Here is a 15109-nt window from a genome sequence, read left to right on the forward strand (position 1 = left end):
GATCAATATATCAATACAGAATTCGCTTAAAATGTAACCGATCAGTCGGAAAAACCTATATCAGATGCGAATACTAGCCCTTGTCCCTGGCGGGATTGGCGATCAAATTCTATTTCTGCCAACGATACAAGATATCAAGCAATTTTACCCCAACGCTCAAATTGACGTGGTTGTGGAACCGCGATCGCTGGGCGCTTACAAGGTATGTAAGCATTTCCATGACAAGTCTCTCAGACCGATTAAGTTCGATTTCAAAGATCGAAACAGTCTGGCAGATTTTGCCAACTTGCTGGGGATATTGCGTGATGGAGAATACGATGCAGTCATTTCTTTAGGACAGCGGTGGGCGGTGGGGTTTCTCCTGTGGTTGACGGGAATTCCCACCCGCGTTGGTTATGCAGAAGGAGGCAGCGATCGCTTCCTAACCAACCCGGTGCCCCTCAAAACGGAACAATATGCAGCGGCAATGTATCACGATTTGCTGCAAGGTTTTGACATTACCTGTCCCACCCCTGAATTGTCGGTGACTTTGCTCAAAGAGGATCTGAAATGGGCGGAAAACGAACAAAAGACCTTGGGAATTGCGGAAACTGGCTATATTTTAATTCATGGCGGTTCTAGCCAATTGGCTTTAACCAAAGGATTAAATAAAATTTATCCGGTGAAAAATTGGCTAGAGATTTTGCAAAAGTTGCAGCAATCTCAACCCCAATTACCGATAGTTGTAGTCAAAGGTCCAGAAGATGAGCAATTTGTCAATGAACTGGTGAAATCTTTGCCCGGAATTAAGGTAATTTCGCCCCCAGATATCGGTAAATTAGCCGCTACAATCGCTGGGGCTAATTTAATGATATGTACCGATAGTGCGCCCATGCACCTCGCCGTAGCGGTAAAAACTTACACCGTAGCCTTGTTTGGACCCACTGACCCCAGCAAACTTTTGCCCAAAAATGAGCGGTTTGTGGCCATTAAATCTCCTACGGATAACATGGCTGATATTCCGCCAAAAACTGTCTTGCAAAAGATTTTAGGCGGTTAATCCCAGATTTCTTGAGTTAGAAACCCGGTCTCCAGAAACCGGGTTTCTTGCGTTAACCTTTGCGAAAAACCCCAAATAAAATAGAAACCCGGTTTCTTTTTGTTCCTTGCGTTAACCTTTGCAAAAAATCCCAGAAACCGGGTTTTTTCCCAAATAAAATAGAAACCCGGTTTCTTTTTGTTTCTTGAGTTAACCTTTGCGAAAAAACCCAAATAAAATAGAAACCCGGTTTCTTGAGAAACTGTTCCTAGTAAATTTGCCAGTCTCAGCTTCATTGAGTTAGTATGGTAGATGCGATCGCTTCTCAGGAAACTGGCAATTTGTTGAAGACCGATTCACTAAAGTAATTAGATAAATTCTCAACAAAGGCGATCGAGGCTTTTTCCCTTAACCCAGTAAAGATGCCATGACTAAATCAAACGAAACACCAGAATCCAAAATTACTATGAACTTTAATCGTCCCGTCTCTGGAGTCGCGGGCTTTAGGGCGACCAAATAATTTATAATTGCCAAAACTTAAATGGAAAAAACGGAGCAAAGTAAAAAAATGCCTAAAAAACCAGAATTTTTTGATTGGGGTGATACTTGCAGTGATCCTTATATATTCAGTTATGATGATGAAGACGCAAAGAAATCTTTGATTGAACGAATTAAAAGAGGTCAGAAGTGGAACCTGAGTCAGGCTGACCTGAGCGGGGCTGATCTGAGCGGGGCTGACTTGAGTAAGGTTGACCTGAGTGAGGCTAACCTAAGTTGGGCTGACTTGAGTAATGCTAATCTGAGTGAGGCTAACCTAAGTTGGGCTGACTTGAGTAATGCTAACTTGAGTGATGCTAACCTGAGTAGGGTTAATTTGAGTAGAGTTAGTTTGTATATGACTAACATGAATAAAGTTAACCTGTGTATGAATAACCTGAGTGAGTTTAACCTAAGTGGGTTTAATTTAAGAGAGGCTAATCTGAGTGAGGCTAACCTGAGTGGGACTGACCTGAGTAAGGCTAATCTGAGTGAAGCTGACCTGAGTAAGGCTAATCTGAGTGAGGCTAATCTGAGTAATGCTGACCTGAGTGAAGCTAACCTGAAAGAGGCTAACCTGAAAGAGGCTAACCTGAAAGAGGCTAACCTGAGTGGGGCTAAACTGAGTCGGGCTAAACTGAGTCGGGCTAACCTGAGTGGAGCTAAACTGAGTCGGGCTAAACTGAGTCGGGCTAAACTGAGTCGGGCTAAACAGCATCTGGCTTACCTGAGTGGGGATCACCTAAGTTGGAATGACTTGAGTAATGCTGACTTGAGTAATGCTGACCTGAATGGGGCTAATCTGAATAAAGCTGACCTGAGTGGAGCTAACTTAAAAGAGGCTAAACTGAGTGGGGCTTACCTGAGAGAGGCTAATCTGAGAGAGGCTAATCTGAGTGAGGCTAATCTGAGTGAGGCTAACCTGAGTAAGGCTAATCTGAGTGAGGCTAATCTGAGTAATGCTGACCTGAGTAATGCTAATCTGAGTGAGGCTAATCTGAGTAATGCTGACCTGAGTAATGCTGACCTGAGTAATGCTAATCTGAGTGAGGCTAATCTGAGTGAGGCTAATCTGAGTAATGCTAATCTGAGTAATGCTGACCTGAGTAATGCTGACCTGAGTAATGCTGACCTGAGTGGGGCTAACTTAAAAAAGGCTAAACTGAGTGAGGCTAATTTGAGCAATGCTGACCTGAGTGGGTTTAATCTGAGTCAGGCTAACTTGAGTGGAGCTAACCTGTGTGGGGCTAACTTAAAAAAGGCTAACCTAAGTGAAGCTAATCTGAGTAAGGCTAATCTGAGTGAAACTGATCTAAGTGAACTAAGTGAAACTGATCTGAGTTGGGTTAACTTGAGTGGGGCTAACCTGAGTAAGGCTAATTTGAGTAAAACCGATTTGCGTAATGCTAATTTGAGCAAGACTGACTTAAGTGAGACTCGTTTGAATTGGGCTGACTTGAGAAAAGCTAATCTGAGTGAGGCTGACTTAAGAGGGGCTAATCTGAGTAAAACTGACTTAAGAGAGGCTGACCTGAGTAATGCTGACCTGACTGAGGCTGATTTAACAAAAGCTGATTTAAAAGGGGCTAATCTTGAAAATGCCACAGTTACTCAAGCCCGATTTGGATCTAACAAAGGTATTGATGAAGCGCTAAAAACTGCTCTCCTTGAAAAAGATGCAATCTTTGGTATTGATGAAGCGCTAGAAACTGCTCTCCTTAAAAAAAGATGCAATCTTTGAAGATGTTTAACTTTCGCTTAATCCACCATTTCCATTATTCACATGGTTTGTTAGGAAGTAAACCGCTTTTCAGATAACTGCCGCAGTCAAGCCTTATTGGACAAACCCGACAACCAGATTGAAGCGTGCTTGCCTGACGGCATAGCGAAAGCTTACCGCACACAGAAAAAGGGCGATCGCGAAGCGTCCCGGAGGGAATCGCCTCCCTGAACTCAGAAACCGGGTTTTTTTTTGGTTCCACGGTAGGGGCGAATGGCCATTCGCCCCTACATATTCACAACAGAAACCCGGTTTCTTTGCTTCGAGGGACAGAAACCTGGTTTCTTTGCTTGGGACAAAAAAGCGCGATCGCACACAGAAAAAGCGCGATCGCTTTTTAATTACTGATTAATAAACTTCTCTTTCTCCCCAGAAACCGGGTTTCTTGCGTTAACCTTGGCGAAAAACCCCAAATAAAATAGAAACCCGGTTTCTTTTTGTTTCTTGAGTTAACCGCCCCCCCAAAAAATGGTGCGTTACGGCTGGAATAAACATTAATTGTTTATGTCAAATTTTGTCGCCAGCCTAACACACCCTACATTTTGCCGTGTGCGTTACGGCTGGAATAAACGTTAATTGTTTATGTCAAATTTTGTCGCCATGTTCTTTGGCGATCATTCTCCCCCTCATTTTCACGCTATTTATGGTGAGTATAATGCGTTAATCAGTATTGAGTCTCTAGAAGTTATTGAAGGAGATTTACCAGGACGTGCCGAAAAAATGGTGCTAGAATGGGCAAAATTGTACCAGAAAGAACTACTCCAGATTTGGAATAGCCAAGAATTTATTAAGCTGCCACCTTTAAAATGATTTAATTTTATGAAGCCGCCTCGGATTATTTCTGCTAAAGTTATTCAAGATTATAGTTTGCTGGTTAAGTTTAGTAATGGAGAAATCCGGCAATACGATGTCTCTAGGTTGTTAGACAATCATACATTTGCTCGGTTAAGAAATCCTACATTTTTTAAGAATTTTCAAGTTGAACCGGGGGGATATGCTCTAGTTTGGAATGAGGATATTGATATTAGTGAATACGAACTTTGGCACAATGGCATCTGTGTTGCAGATGAAGATTTTGCTGGTGATCTTGAGCCTATCCATTCTTAAAAAGGGCTAGATCCCACACAGAAGAAGCGCGATCGCGAAGCGTCCCGGAGGGAATCGCTTCCCCTGAACTCAGAAACCGGGTTTCTTTTTTGGTTCCACGGTAGGGGCGAATGGCCATTCGCCCCTACATATTCACAACAGAAACCCGGTTTCTTTGCTTGGAGGGACAGAAACCCGGTTATTTCGGGGACAAAAAAGCGATCGCTTTTCATCAGTCACTTTTCCTGAAAAATATCCGACAAATTTCGATAACCACTAATCACGCGCACAATTTCAATGCCGTCTTCAATTACCTGATAAAAAATAATATAACCCATTAATGGAATCCCTCGTAGATTCTGACTAAATTGAGAGTAAGAACGTCCCAAATAGGGAAACCGGGCTAACTGCTGACATTTTTTGTTAAAACCCTCAACAAAAAGCTCTCCAGCTTCGACATTTTTCTCCAGAAAGTAACTAGAAATTTCTTCTAAATCCCTACAGCAACCGTGATGAGAAAACGGTTCATGCCTGTACCTATGAAGCTAATTTAACTTTTTCTCTCAATCGAGCAATCACTGCTTCTCCATCCAAAGACTCTCCGCGTTTTGACTGCTCTAATCCTTCCTCTATTTTCTGGCGCGTTTGTGCCAGCCAAGCTAAGTATTCTGGATTTTCTGTTGACTCATTGAATGAAATTTCATCGGTGAGAAGTATTAATGCGGTATTTATAGCAGCTTCCAATGAAGGATACCGACCTTGTTGTACTAATCGTTCCAGGACTTGCGTTTGTTCTTGACTTAATGTAATTTGCATCACGGTTATCTCCTTTTTTTAAATTCCTATCAATTGTTTAAGCATATCTATATTGGTATTATAAGGGTTTTGAGTTTGATCGGGCTTTGGGGAGGAAAGTTGATTCTCGCGCCTCCCGTCTTCCCAAAAAAAGGATTCCCTCACCCGATCTGCGCGATCGGCCTTGACTACAGATTATTTTTCGTCGTCCCAATCTTCAGGGGTTAATGGGGCTTGTCTACCATGACGGACATGAAGTACATATACTTTCTCGTCCCGAATCACAAACAGACGGGCGATAACTCTGCTGTCTTTTGCCGTAGAGAAGTTGCCGAATTTCTTCAGGAAAAACATCATTTTCTATGGCTAAAGGACAACGCCGAGGTTTTTCCTGTAAGGTTGCCAGGGTATCCATCAAATCTCGTAACCATTGATCGGCATAATCTGGGTTTCGTTCCTTTAACCATTGGTAGGCTGTTTCAATTTCAATTTCTGCTTTGCGCGTCAGCTTAACTTGAAATGCCACGTTTTTCCTGCATTGCTTGTTGAAAGTCTGCTAAGGAACGAGTTCTACCCGCGTTCACATCCGCTAGTCCTTCTTTAATGCCCGCGATCGCTTCTAGGTATTCCATCATATCTATTAATTTTTGGTAAGACACGGCATCTTGGACAACCACTTCAGCTTTACCGTTGACAGTTAAGACGATCGGTTTCCCGGTTTCTTTCATCTGTTGGATAAATTCAGCAGATTTACGCTTGAAGCTCGAAAGGGACTGAATATCACGACTCAGGTTGATCATGGTGATATTAGCACTAAATTTACATTAAATTTAATGTTAGCACAAGTCAAGAGAAGGGAGGTGGGATTTTGGCGATCGCCTCCCTGAACTCAGAAACCGGGTTTCTTTCTCGCTTTCACGGTTAACTTTAATATTCACAACAGAAACCCGGTTTCTTTGCTTGGAGGGACAGAAACCCGGTTTCTTTGCTTGGGACAAAAAAGCGTGCTTGCCTGACGGCATAGCTCCGCTTACCGCACACCCCCCAGAAACCGGGTAATTAACGTTAACCTTTGCCAAAAACCCCAAATAAAATAGAAACCCGGTTTCTTTTTGTTCCTTGAGTTAACCTTTGCCCCCAGCAACCGGGTAATTAACGTTAACCTTTGCGAAAAACCCCAAATAAAATAGAAACCCGGTTTCTTAATAAAACTGTAGGGTGTGTTAGGCTGGCGAAAAAATTTGACATAAACAATTAACCTTTATTCCAGCCGTAACGCACCTTTTGCCAGCTTTTGCCAAACACCCAAAATAAAATAAAAACCCGGTTTGTTTTATTTTTTGGGTTAACTTTTGCACCCAAAAAATATGATGCGTTACGGCTGGAATAGCAGTTAATTGTTTACAAAAAAGTTTCCGCGAACACACCCTACATTTTGCTGTGGTGCGTTACGGCGGGAATAGAAGTTAATTGCTGACAAAAAAGTTTCCGCGAACACACCCTACATTTTGCTAAAATATATCTTATGTTTATCTTGCTTAAGGATTATGGGACGGGATAAGTATATTTATCTACATGGGTTTGCTTCTTCTCCCCACGGGGGAAAAGCGGAGTATTTCCGCCAAGGATTTGGCCAATTGTCAATTAACCTACAAACTCCTGATTTGAATCAAGGGGATTTTTTCAATCTTACCTTAACCAGACAATTAAATTTCATTAAAGCCGAATATTTTGATAAAATATCTATCTCAGACACAACAGAGAAAACTCTCACTAGCTTACCAGAAATTACCTTAATTGGTTCTAGTTTTGGCGGATTGACTTCAGCAATTTTGGCTCAAGGAAACTTTAAAGTAAAACGCTTAGTTTTACTAGCCCCCGCTTTCCAATTTCACCGACATTTATCTCGCTTGTTGGGAGAGGCAGCCATGCAGCAATGGCAAAGGGATGGATTTGGGCTATTTCCCCATTACGGGGAAAACCGGGATTTGCCCCTCAGCTATCAATTTTGGGTTGATTTACTCCAGTATCAAAATGAACAGTTTCCTAGAGAAATTCCTACTTTAATTTTTCATGGGATTCACGATGAGGTAATTCCCATTGAGTCGAGTCGAGCTTTTGCCAGCGATCGCCCTTGGGTAAAACTGCAAGAACTCGACAGCGATCATGGGTTGACTAATGTTTTGCCACAGATTTGGCAAGCAATTCAATACTTTTGTCAAATTTAATGATTTCCTAACAAAGTAATTGAGCTTTTCAGGATAACTGACAATGAAAAAAAGTGTATTTTTGTTAACTATAATATCAGCGATCGCCCTTAGTCTAATTCCGGCAATTCCGGCAGCTTCTCAAAGTCAGCAAGAATCAGAATTCATCCCCTTGGTTTCGCAATTTTCCGCTGAAGCGGATAATATAACAGAAACGATGCCGCAAACCGAATTCCCAGAGGCGATCGCCCAGGAATCGCCGGATGTTCCAGTTCCCGTCCCCGTCCCAGAACCGGGAACACCGCGACGACGTTCCACATTACATCGGCAAAGCGGTTCAGAGGATGTATTTCGACCCCAAAGAGTGCCTTTGCGTTCTCAAAGTATCCAAAGAGAACAACGAAAACCCCCGGCAGCATCCCCAGGGGTGAGTATTATGAACCCCTCTGGTTATGGGTCGTCTTGGGGCAGGGCAGGATTTGGGTTAGGAGTCCAAGAACGCACCCGGTTTACGGAAGACGCGGATGGGGTGATGGGATTTGGGATTGGATTTGGTAATCCCGTCAAAACCGTTGGAGTTAGTTTGGGCATTACGGCAACTGATTTATGGGGAGATGCGTTTCAGGATGGTACGGTCAGCGTGAAATTACATCGGCGCCTACCTTACGATCTGAGTGTCGCTGCGGGAGTCCAAGGGGCAATCCGTTGGGGGGAAACCGACGGAGGGCGATCGCTTTATGGGGTGGTGACGAAACGGTTTATTTTCGATCCCGATCCTTCGGAGTTGTTTAATCAGCTTCATGTATCTCTGGGAGTCGGTAGCGGTCAATTTCGCACCGAAGATCAGATTAATAATGATGAAGGAACCGTGGGGGTATTTGGTTCAATGGCCCTGCGGATTAATCAACCCATCAGCGCGATCGCGGAATGGACTGGTCAAGACATGACCGTGGGTCTTTCCATTGCCCCATTTAAAAATATTCCCGTAGTCATTTCTCCGGCCTTAACGGATATTACTGGAAGTGCTGGAGATGGCACGCGATTTATTTTAGGAATTGGTTATGGGTTTTCTTTGCCCACAAACTTCTAAATAGCCGATTTTCAAGTCCCGATTTTTAAGTCCCTATTTTCCAAGGTGAAATATCTACCAATGAATCAACGTTTTTTTCAAAAATTTCAGATATTATTCGCGATCGCCTGGGTTTTAATTGTGGCAAAACCTGGGATAACTCAATCTGGTAATCAGTCCGGTATTACTGGGCCGAACACAGACGCGATCGTCCCGGTTGCCCCACCCCCTTCAGATAATCAGCCGGTATTGCCTTCTTCTCTACCAGGTTCAGAAGATTCGAGCCAACCTGCACCCACAGAACAACCTCAACCGGGACAACCTCAACCGGGACAACCTGCACCCACAGAACAACCTCAACCGGGACAACCTCAACCGGGACAACCTGCACCCACAGAACAACCTCAACCGGGACAACCTGCACCCACAGAACAACCTCAACCGGGACAACCTCAACCGGGACAACCTCAACCGGGACAACCTCAACCGGGACAACCTCAACCGGGACAACCTCAACCAGGGCAACCGGGACAACCTCCCCTTGGCGATCGCAACATCCCCTTAGAACCTTTACAGGTTCATGGTTTTCAGTCGCCACCTTCTCCTCCTACATCAGGTCCCCCGACCCCGAATCAGATCGGTAATCGACCGGGAGAAAAACCCCCGCAAGAAAAACCTGGCCCGGAAATGCCTAGAGGAGAACAACAGGTCGATCGCCCTGCTTATGAAGCACAATTACAACAAGTTGATGTGGATGTAGCGGTTCAGTTAATTGAAGAATATCAAGCGGTAGAATTTAGCGATTATTTAGGACTGGAACTGTTTGGCAAAGCCCCGTCTTTTGATGAAATTTCTGCCACCTTATACGACCTGTGGCAAGTCACGGGACAAAAATCCGCATTTATTTATGTCTCAGCCAGCGAGAGTCAACTGGATTTATTTACTGTCGTCCCCAGTCCTGATGGCAGAATAGAAAATACCGCACAACTGTTAGCTTCAACTCGGCAAATTCCTGGAGTAATAGTCGCCCAGACTCAAGGCCCAGTTCAACATATACAATTGCCAGAGGTGAAGGGGCAAGAACTGCGCGAAACCATCCAACAATTTAGAAATGAAATTACCGATCCAAGATATCGGCGATCGCAGAAATATCTGGAAAATGCCCAAAAACTTTATCAAACCCTGATTGCCCCGATAGAACCCCAATTACAAGCAGAAGGCATTGATATTTTAGTCTTATCAATGGACTCTGGTTTACGCAGTCTGCCCATTGCCGCATTGCATGATGGCAAACAGTTTTTAATTGAAAAATATGGCGTTGCCCTAGTTCCCAGTTTTGGATTAACTGATGTCAGTTACGCTGACGTGAGAAATACCCCAATTCTAGCAATGGGTGCTTCAGAATTTACCGACCTAAACCCCTTACCTGCCGTTCCTATTGAACTAAACAATATTCTCAGAGAATCTTGGCAAGGGGAGTTATTTCTGAATCAAGAATTTACCGTAGATGAGTTTAAAACTGTGAATCAAACAGAACAATTTGGAATTATTCACTTAGCCACTCACGGAGAATTTAAAGCAGGAGACTTGAATGAATCTTATATCCAGTTTTATGACCGCAAAATGAATCTGGGTGAACTCAAGACAATCGCCAATGAACTCGGATGGAGTCAAGTCGAAAATACCCCCATTGAACTATTAGTTTTATCCGCTTGTAAGACCGCAGTAGGTTCCCCCGAAGCAGAATTAGGTTTTGCTGGTTTAGCGGTTCAAGCAGGAGTCAAATCAGCTTTAGCCAGCCTATGGTATGTGAGTGATGCGGGTACTTTGGGATTAATGAGTGATTTTTATCAAGAATTAAGTGAAAACCCCATTAAATCTCAAGCATTGCGTGCGGCGCAAATCGCCATGATTAAAGGAAAAACTAGAATTGAAAATGGCCAATTAAGATTATCAAATGGGGAAATGTTGCCTCTTTCTGAAGAATTAGCCGAACTGAGAAATCTTAATTTATCTCATCCTTATTTTTGGTCAGCGTTTATGATGATTGGCAATTGGAATTAATTTGGTTATTTATTGTTAGTTGTTGGTTGATTGTTGGTTGTTGTTTGTTGGTTGTTTGTTGGGTAGGGATTCTTTGTTGGTTGATTGTTGGTTGTTGTTTGTTGGGTAGGGATTCTTTGTTGATTGATTGTTGGTTGATTGTTGGTTGTTGTTTGTTGGTTATTTTCTCCCCCGCTCCTGAAGCTCCCCCGCTCCTGAAGCTCCCCCGCTCCCCCACTCCTGAAGCTCCCCCACTCCTGAAGCTCCTCAATCAACAATCAACAAACAACAATCAACAAACAACAATCAACCAATAACCAATAACCAATAATTAATAATTAATAATTAATCAGTTATTTTATGTGATAAAAAAAGCCGGTTTTTTCTCGCAACTTTTTTGTCACTTAGCAAATACATAAAGGCGATCGCTCAGAACCCATACTGCTGTAGGGAAAAAATTCCTTTGGGTTAGCACAATCCTAAAAATAGTTAAGCAAAGGTAAAAGACACGGATAGACAAAATTAATTTATGTGCTATTCTTAGCGATCGATGTGGATTGATTTTTCTTGAGGAGTGTTCCATGAAAGCTAGATACTTTAAAACTCTTGTTGCTGCTTGTATCCTAAGCGTAGGATTGTTAGCTGGCTGTTCTAAGCCGGAAGAAGGTGCAGCCCCGACGGATACCAATGAAGCGGCACCGGCTGATACCACCACAACTCCAGGGGCAACCACTCCTGATGCTACCACAACTCCAGAGGCAACCACTCCAGGTGGCACGGGCACTGATACCACTACAACTCCAGGGGCAACCACTCCAGGGGCAACTGGCACTGATGCTACCTCCACTCCCGGCACCGGCACTGATGCCACTACAACTCCGAGCATGGGTACTGATGCCACCTCCACTCCCGGCACCGGCACTGATGCCACCTCCACTCCCGGCACCGGCACTGATGCCACCTCCACTCCCGGCACCGGAACTGAAGGCACCACTCCAGGGGCGACTACCGAAGGCACCGGAACTGAAAGCACCACTCCAGGGGCGACTACCGAAGGCACCGGAACTGAAAGCACCACTCCAGGAAACTAGCAGTCATTTCTAGGCAACTTATACAGATATATACATAAGGGAAAGGCAATAGAGATGTGAGAAATTCTGTCTCTATTCCAAGACGGCGGAATGTGAGGTCTTAATTGTTTGCGGATCTTGCTCCGCCGTTTTTGTCTTTTTTTGGAGATCGCCCAAATGTGGTGATTAACTCAAATACAAGGGGTCAACATCAATGCTAAGACTGACCCATTTCGGGCAATGCGATCGCAACTGTTCCAAGGGGGGCAAGTCCACGGGAATTCCTGGGGCAAATTTGAGCAATATCTGCCACCGATAGCGATCGCCGATTCGCATAATTGGCGCTGGGGCAGGGCCGAGTAATTCAAAATCATTGGTAAATAAATCATCGGTAAATAAATCATCGGCGGTGGGTTCTATCGGTTCTCCACGGTTAACTAATGTAGGGGTCAACGGTTTGCCCTCTGTTAGGGATTTACCGTTCCTTAATATTGTGGCTAAACGTTCCGCAGTCGCCGCCACTTCTCCTTCATTGCCCCCAGAAATGCGGAGTAAAATTAATCGACCATAAGGGGGATAATTCAGGGCTGCCCGTTCCGCCAGTTCATTAGCAATAAATCCGTCCAGGTCATGCGATCGCACCGCCGAAATCACGGGATGGTCTGGAGTATAGGTTTGAATAATCACTCGTCCAGGGTCGCGACCCCGACCGGCCCGACCCGCCACCTGAGTTAAAGTCTGAAAAGCCCGTTCCGAAGCCCGATAATCCGATAAATTCAGCAATCCATCCGCAGCCACCACCCCCACCAAAGTCACTTGGGGTAAGTCCAACCCCTTAGTCAACATTTGCGTACCAATTAATAGATCCGCTTCCCCTTGGGCAAAGCGAGAAATCAGGGCGCGGTGGGCGCCTTTGGTGCGCGTAGTATCGCTATCAAAGCGAATTAACCGCAACTGGGGAAAATGCTGCGCTAAATGTTGGGCAACTTTCTGGGTGCCGCTGCCAAAATGCTTAAAATAAGGAGAATGACATTCCGGGCAACGGGTCAAGGGCTGCTGAGTATGGCCGCAATAGTGACAGCGCAACAGTTCCGCCGCGTTTTCGTGGGGGTGATGATAGGCCAAGGAAACATCACAATGGGGACATTCCATCACATAGCCACAACTGCGACAAGAGATAAAACTGCTATGTCCCCGACGGTGAATAAATAAAATCCCTTGTTGCTTGGTTTCGATCAGATCGTTTAAAGCCTTTTGCAAAGACTGACTAAAAATTGTCCGGTTGCCTTGGCGCAATTCTTCGCGCATATCCACTATTTCAATGGGGGGCATGGCTTGCCCGTGAATGCGTTCTGGTAAGGAGAGGTAATAAGTGGGAATGGCGGCGGTTTCTTGGGCTTCGGCGACTTGTACCCAACTTTCTAAAGAAGGAGTGGCAGAACCGAGGATTAGAGGACAGTTGACCAATTCCGCCCGCCATTGGGCAACGGTACGCGCATGATAACTTGGGGCGGGTTGGTCTTGTTTATAGCTGTCGTCGAATTCTTCATCGAGAATAATCAGCCCTAGGTTGGGGAGGGGGGCAAAAATAGCCGACCGGGTGCCAATGACGATTTGCGGGGTGCCGGTGAGCATAACCCGCCAACTATCGTATCGTTCGCCGTCCGATAGTTGGCTATGATAAATGGCGATTTGGTCGCCAAACCGCGCCCGGAAACGGTCTGTGAGTTGTGGGGTGAGGCCAATTTCTGGGACGAGTACCAGGGCGGATTTTCCCTGGGCAAGAATAGGCGCGATCGCCTGCATATAGACTTCGGTTTTCCCGGAACCCGTGACCCCATGCAATAAAACCAGGGCAAATTCATGCAGAGATTTGATCAGTTCTAATGCCTTAGTTTGATAACGGGTCAAGGTTTTGGCTTGGTCGGGTTTCTGGGTTGGTTCTGCCAGGACGCGCAACCGTTCCTGAAGCGAAATAGCTACATAGCCTTTTTCTTCCAAGACTTTGACTAGGGAGGAACTGGTTTGACAAATTTGCAATAATTCGGTCATCCAGAGTTCACCCCCCCGACGCCGCAAAATTTCTACTACTTCTTGCTGCCTGGGGGTGAGGTCATGGGATAGACCTTCTCCGATTAATGTCACCGCTTGACGCATTTGCGCCCTAGGGGGTTTAGGGGATTCTAGATAACTTTCCACCCAACCCCGTTTGAGTAATTCTTTGAGTCCCGATGTAGCTTTGGGTACTTGACGGCGGATATACTGCCAAGTATAGTCTCCGGTTTTGGCGGTTTGCAGTAAATTTAGGATTTGACGACCGGCTGCACTGAGGAAAATATCAGCCCCCGGAGGAATTTCCCCGTTGAGTCTAATCCGGCGTTGCGATCGCGCCAAAAGTCCCGGTGGCATAGCGGTGCGAATTACCTGGATTAAGGGAGTATAGTAATAAGCCGCTACTCGTTCCAGCAGTTGCCAATAACTCCGAGGAAAAAAACTGGCGACTACCACATCTTCGACATTTTTTACCTGAGTCGCCGCTAAATCATCGGGTAATTTGTCCAGAAATTTAATCGCGATCGCGCCGATTTGCTGTGGACCAAAAGGCACGGATAAAATATCTCCTGGTTGCACTGGTAAATCGGGAGGTATCCGATAAGTAAAGAGTTTTTCCTCCGTTCCCGGTGCATCGACCAACACAGAAATCCACTGCGGTTGAGCGCTGGGGTGTTCACGGACTTTACCGAAATCGTAACTACCCCCAGGTTCGGCCACCCCCCAGGAAAGTAACGGTAATTCTGAGGTGTTGGTCTGGTAATTCATCGCGGACTATTAACCCTGTAGCTGAACACTCTAAATGTATAACATTCAGGGTGTTGTTTTTGTTGGTTGTTGGTTATTGGTTATTTATTGGTTGTTGCCCCCCTTTGAAGGGGAGGTTGGGGGGTTGTTAGTTGTTGGTTGTTGGTTGCTGGTTAGATAGCGTTTCTCATAAACGCACTTATTTCTGTCATTCCCGCAAATCTCTGTCATTCCCGCAAATCTCTGTCATTCCCGCAAATCTCTGTCATTCCCGCGAAAGCGGGAATCCAACGTTCTCCCTAAATAACGACTAACCAGTAGCCTCATCCCTTGCCGTCCGTGATAATACGGTATTGTCATCAAATCTAGACTTTTCATGCCAATTAGATACATTTTTGGAAAATTTAGGCAGATTAGAAATATTAGAAACATTATAAATATTATATTTATTAGTAAATTAAAAAATTTTTTAAGCAAATTAATTGATAGTAAATTTAATTAATTTGGTCAAAAAATAAAATCTTAACCGGTTTTTATTAAGAAATAAAACTTAAGCCTTAATTCGGTTTTTTCGTAGTTAATTAAAATTGTAAAAAATGTTAATTAGATAATTTTAAATATTTATTTTTTTGGCAAAACAAGAAATAACATTATTTATTTTTTGTAAAAAATAAATAATGTTATTTCTTGTTTTTTTTTGCTAAT

14 protein-coding genes and 1 pseudogene are annotated in these 15109 nt (G+C 44.3%); 9 read left to right on the top strand and 6 right to left on the bottom strand.

What is annotated here, in order from left to right; genetic code table 11:
• Positions 1–64: 64 nt before the first annotated feature.
• The 5 genes from ABWT76_RS18380 (at position 65) to ABWT76_RS18400 (ending at position 4442) form a co-directional block, all read left to right on the top strand.
• Positions 65–1039 (top strand): glycosyltransferase family 9 protein, encoded by a 975-nt coding sequence (locus ABWT76_RS18380; protein WP_354634745.1) that lies wholly within the window; start codon positions 65–67, stop codon positions 1037–1039.
• A gap of 547 nt (positions 1040–1586) precedes the next feature.
• Entirely contained in the window at positions 1587–3296 is a 1710-nt protein-coding gene (locus tag ABWT76_RS18385) for a pentapeptide repeat-containing protein (protein ID WP_190877922.1), read from the top strand.
• 252 nt (positions 3297–3548) lie between these two features.
• A complete protein-coding gene (locus ABWT76_RS18390; protein ID WP_255353280.1) occupies positions 3549–3683 on the top strand; it encodes a hypothetical protein in 135 nt (44 codons plus the stop codon).
• Between the two features lie 234 nt (positions 3684–3917).
• A complete protein-coding gene (locus ABWT76_RS18395) occupies positions 3918–4145 on the top strand; it encodes a DUF4160 domain-containing protein (RefSeq protein ID WP_054470004.1) in 228 nt (75 codons plus the stop codon).
• 9 nt (positions 4146–4154) lie between these two features.
• The gene (locus tag ABWT76_RS18400) at positions 4155–4442 is read left to right on the top strand and encodes a DUF2442 domain-containing protein (RefSeq protein WP_054470003.1); all 288 of its coding nucleotides are present in this window, start codon (positions 4155–4157) and stop codon (positions 4440–4442) included.
• On the opposite strand, the gene ABWT76_RS18405 is transcribed toward ABWT76_RS18400, so the two are convergent.
• The 5 genes and pseudogenes from ABWT76_RS18405 to ABWT76_RS18425 form a co-directional block, all read right to left on the bottom strand.
• The gene (locus tag ABWT76_RS18405) at positions 4439–4654 is read right to left on the bottom strand and encodes a hypothetical protein (RefSeq protein ID WP_190882996.1); all 216 of its coding nucleotides are present in this window, start codon (positions 4652–4654) and stop codon (positions 4439–4441) included. The genes ABWT76_RS18400 and ABWT76_RS18405 overlap by 4 nt on opposite strands.
• A 3-nt stretch (positions 4655–4657) precedes the next feature.
• Positions 4658–4909, bottom strand: a pseudogene (locus ABWT76_RS18410) (type II toxin-antitoxin system RelE/ParE family toxin); the annotation flags it as partial.
• Positions 4910–4958: 49 nt separating this feature from the next.
• Complete coding sequence (locus tag ABWT76_RS18415) at positions 4959–5237, bottom strand: hypothetical protein (RefSeq protein ID WP_354634746.1); 279 nt, start codon at positions 5235–5237, stop codon at positions 4959–4961.
• 217 nt (positions 5238–5454) lie between these two features.
• Positions 5455–5742: a type II toxin-antitoxin system RelE/ParE family toxin gene (locus tag ABWT76_RS18420; RefSeq protein ID WP_354634747.1), complete on the bottom strand. Its 288-nt coding sequence runs from the start codon at positions 5740–5742 to the stop codon at positions 5455–5457.
• Positions 5726–6016, bottom strand: coding sequence for a type II toxin-antitoxin system Phd/YefM family antitoxin (locus ABWT76_RS18425; protein WP_354634748.1), 291 nt, complete (start codon positions 6014–6016; stop codon positions 5726–5728). The genes ABWT76_RS18420 and ABWT76_RS18425 overlap by 17 nt, the downstream gene beginning before the upstream one ends.
• A 747-nt stretch (positions 6017–6763) precedes the next feature.
• Here ABWT76_RS18425 and ABWT76_RS18430 point away from each other — a divergent pair.
• The 4 genes from ABWT76_RS18430 to ABWT76_RS18445 all read left to right on the top strand — a co-directional run bounded on the left by ABWT76_RS18430 (position 6764) and on the right by ABWT76_RS18445 (position 11626).
• Positions 6764–7444 carry a YqiA/YcfP family alpha/beta fold hydrolase gene (locus tag ABWT76_RS18430; RefSeq protein ID WP_354634749.1) on the top strand — a complete coding sequence of 227 codons (681 nt, stop codon included), beginning with the start codon at positions 6764–6766 and terminating at the stop codon, positions 7442–7444.
• A 43-nt stretch (positions 7445–7487) separates the two neighbouring features.
• Entirely contained in the window at positions 7488–8513 is a 1026-nt protein-coding gene (locus ABWT76_RS18435; RefSeq protein WP_054469998.1) for a hypothetical protein, read from the top strand.
• A 60-nt stretch (positions 8514–8573) separates the two neighbouring features.
• Positions 8574–10556 carry a CHAT domain-containing protein gene (locus tag ABWT76_RS18440; protein ID WP_354634750.1) on the top strand — a complete coding sequence of 661 codons (1983 nt, stop codon included), beginning with the start codon at positions 8574–8576 and terminating at the stop codon, positions 10554–10556.
• A gap of 560 nt (positions 10557–11116) precedes the next feature.
• Positions 11117–11626, top strand: a complete 510-nt coding sequence (locus ABWT76_RS18445) for a hypothetical protein (RefSeq protein ID WP_054469995.1) — start codon at positions 11117–11119, stop codon at positions 11624–11626.
• A gap of 165 nt (positions 11627–11791) precedes the next feature.
• On the opposite strand, the gene priA is transcribed toward ABWT76_RS18445, so the two are convergent.
• The gene (priA, locus tag ABWT76_RS18450) at positions 11792–14425 is read right to left on the bottom strand and encodes a primosomal protein N' (RefSeq protein ID WP_054469994.1); all 2634 of its coding nucleotides are present in this window, start codon (positions 14423–14425) and stop codon (positions 11792–11794) included.
• Positions 14426–15109: the final 684 nt, after the last annotated feature.

The sequence above is a fragment of the Planktothricoides raciborskii GIHE-MW2 genome (genome assembly GCF_040564635.1).
Classification (GTDB): Bacteria; Cyanobacteriota; Cyanobacteriia; order Cyanobacteriales; family Laspinemataceae; genus Planktothricoides; species Planktothricoides raciborskii.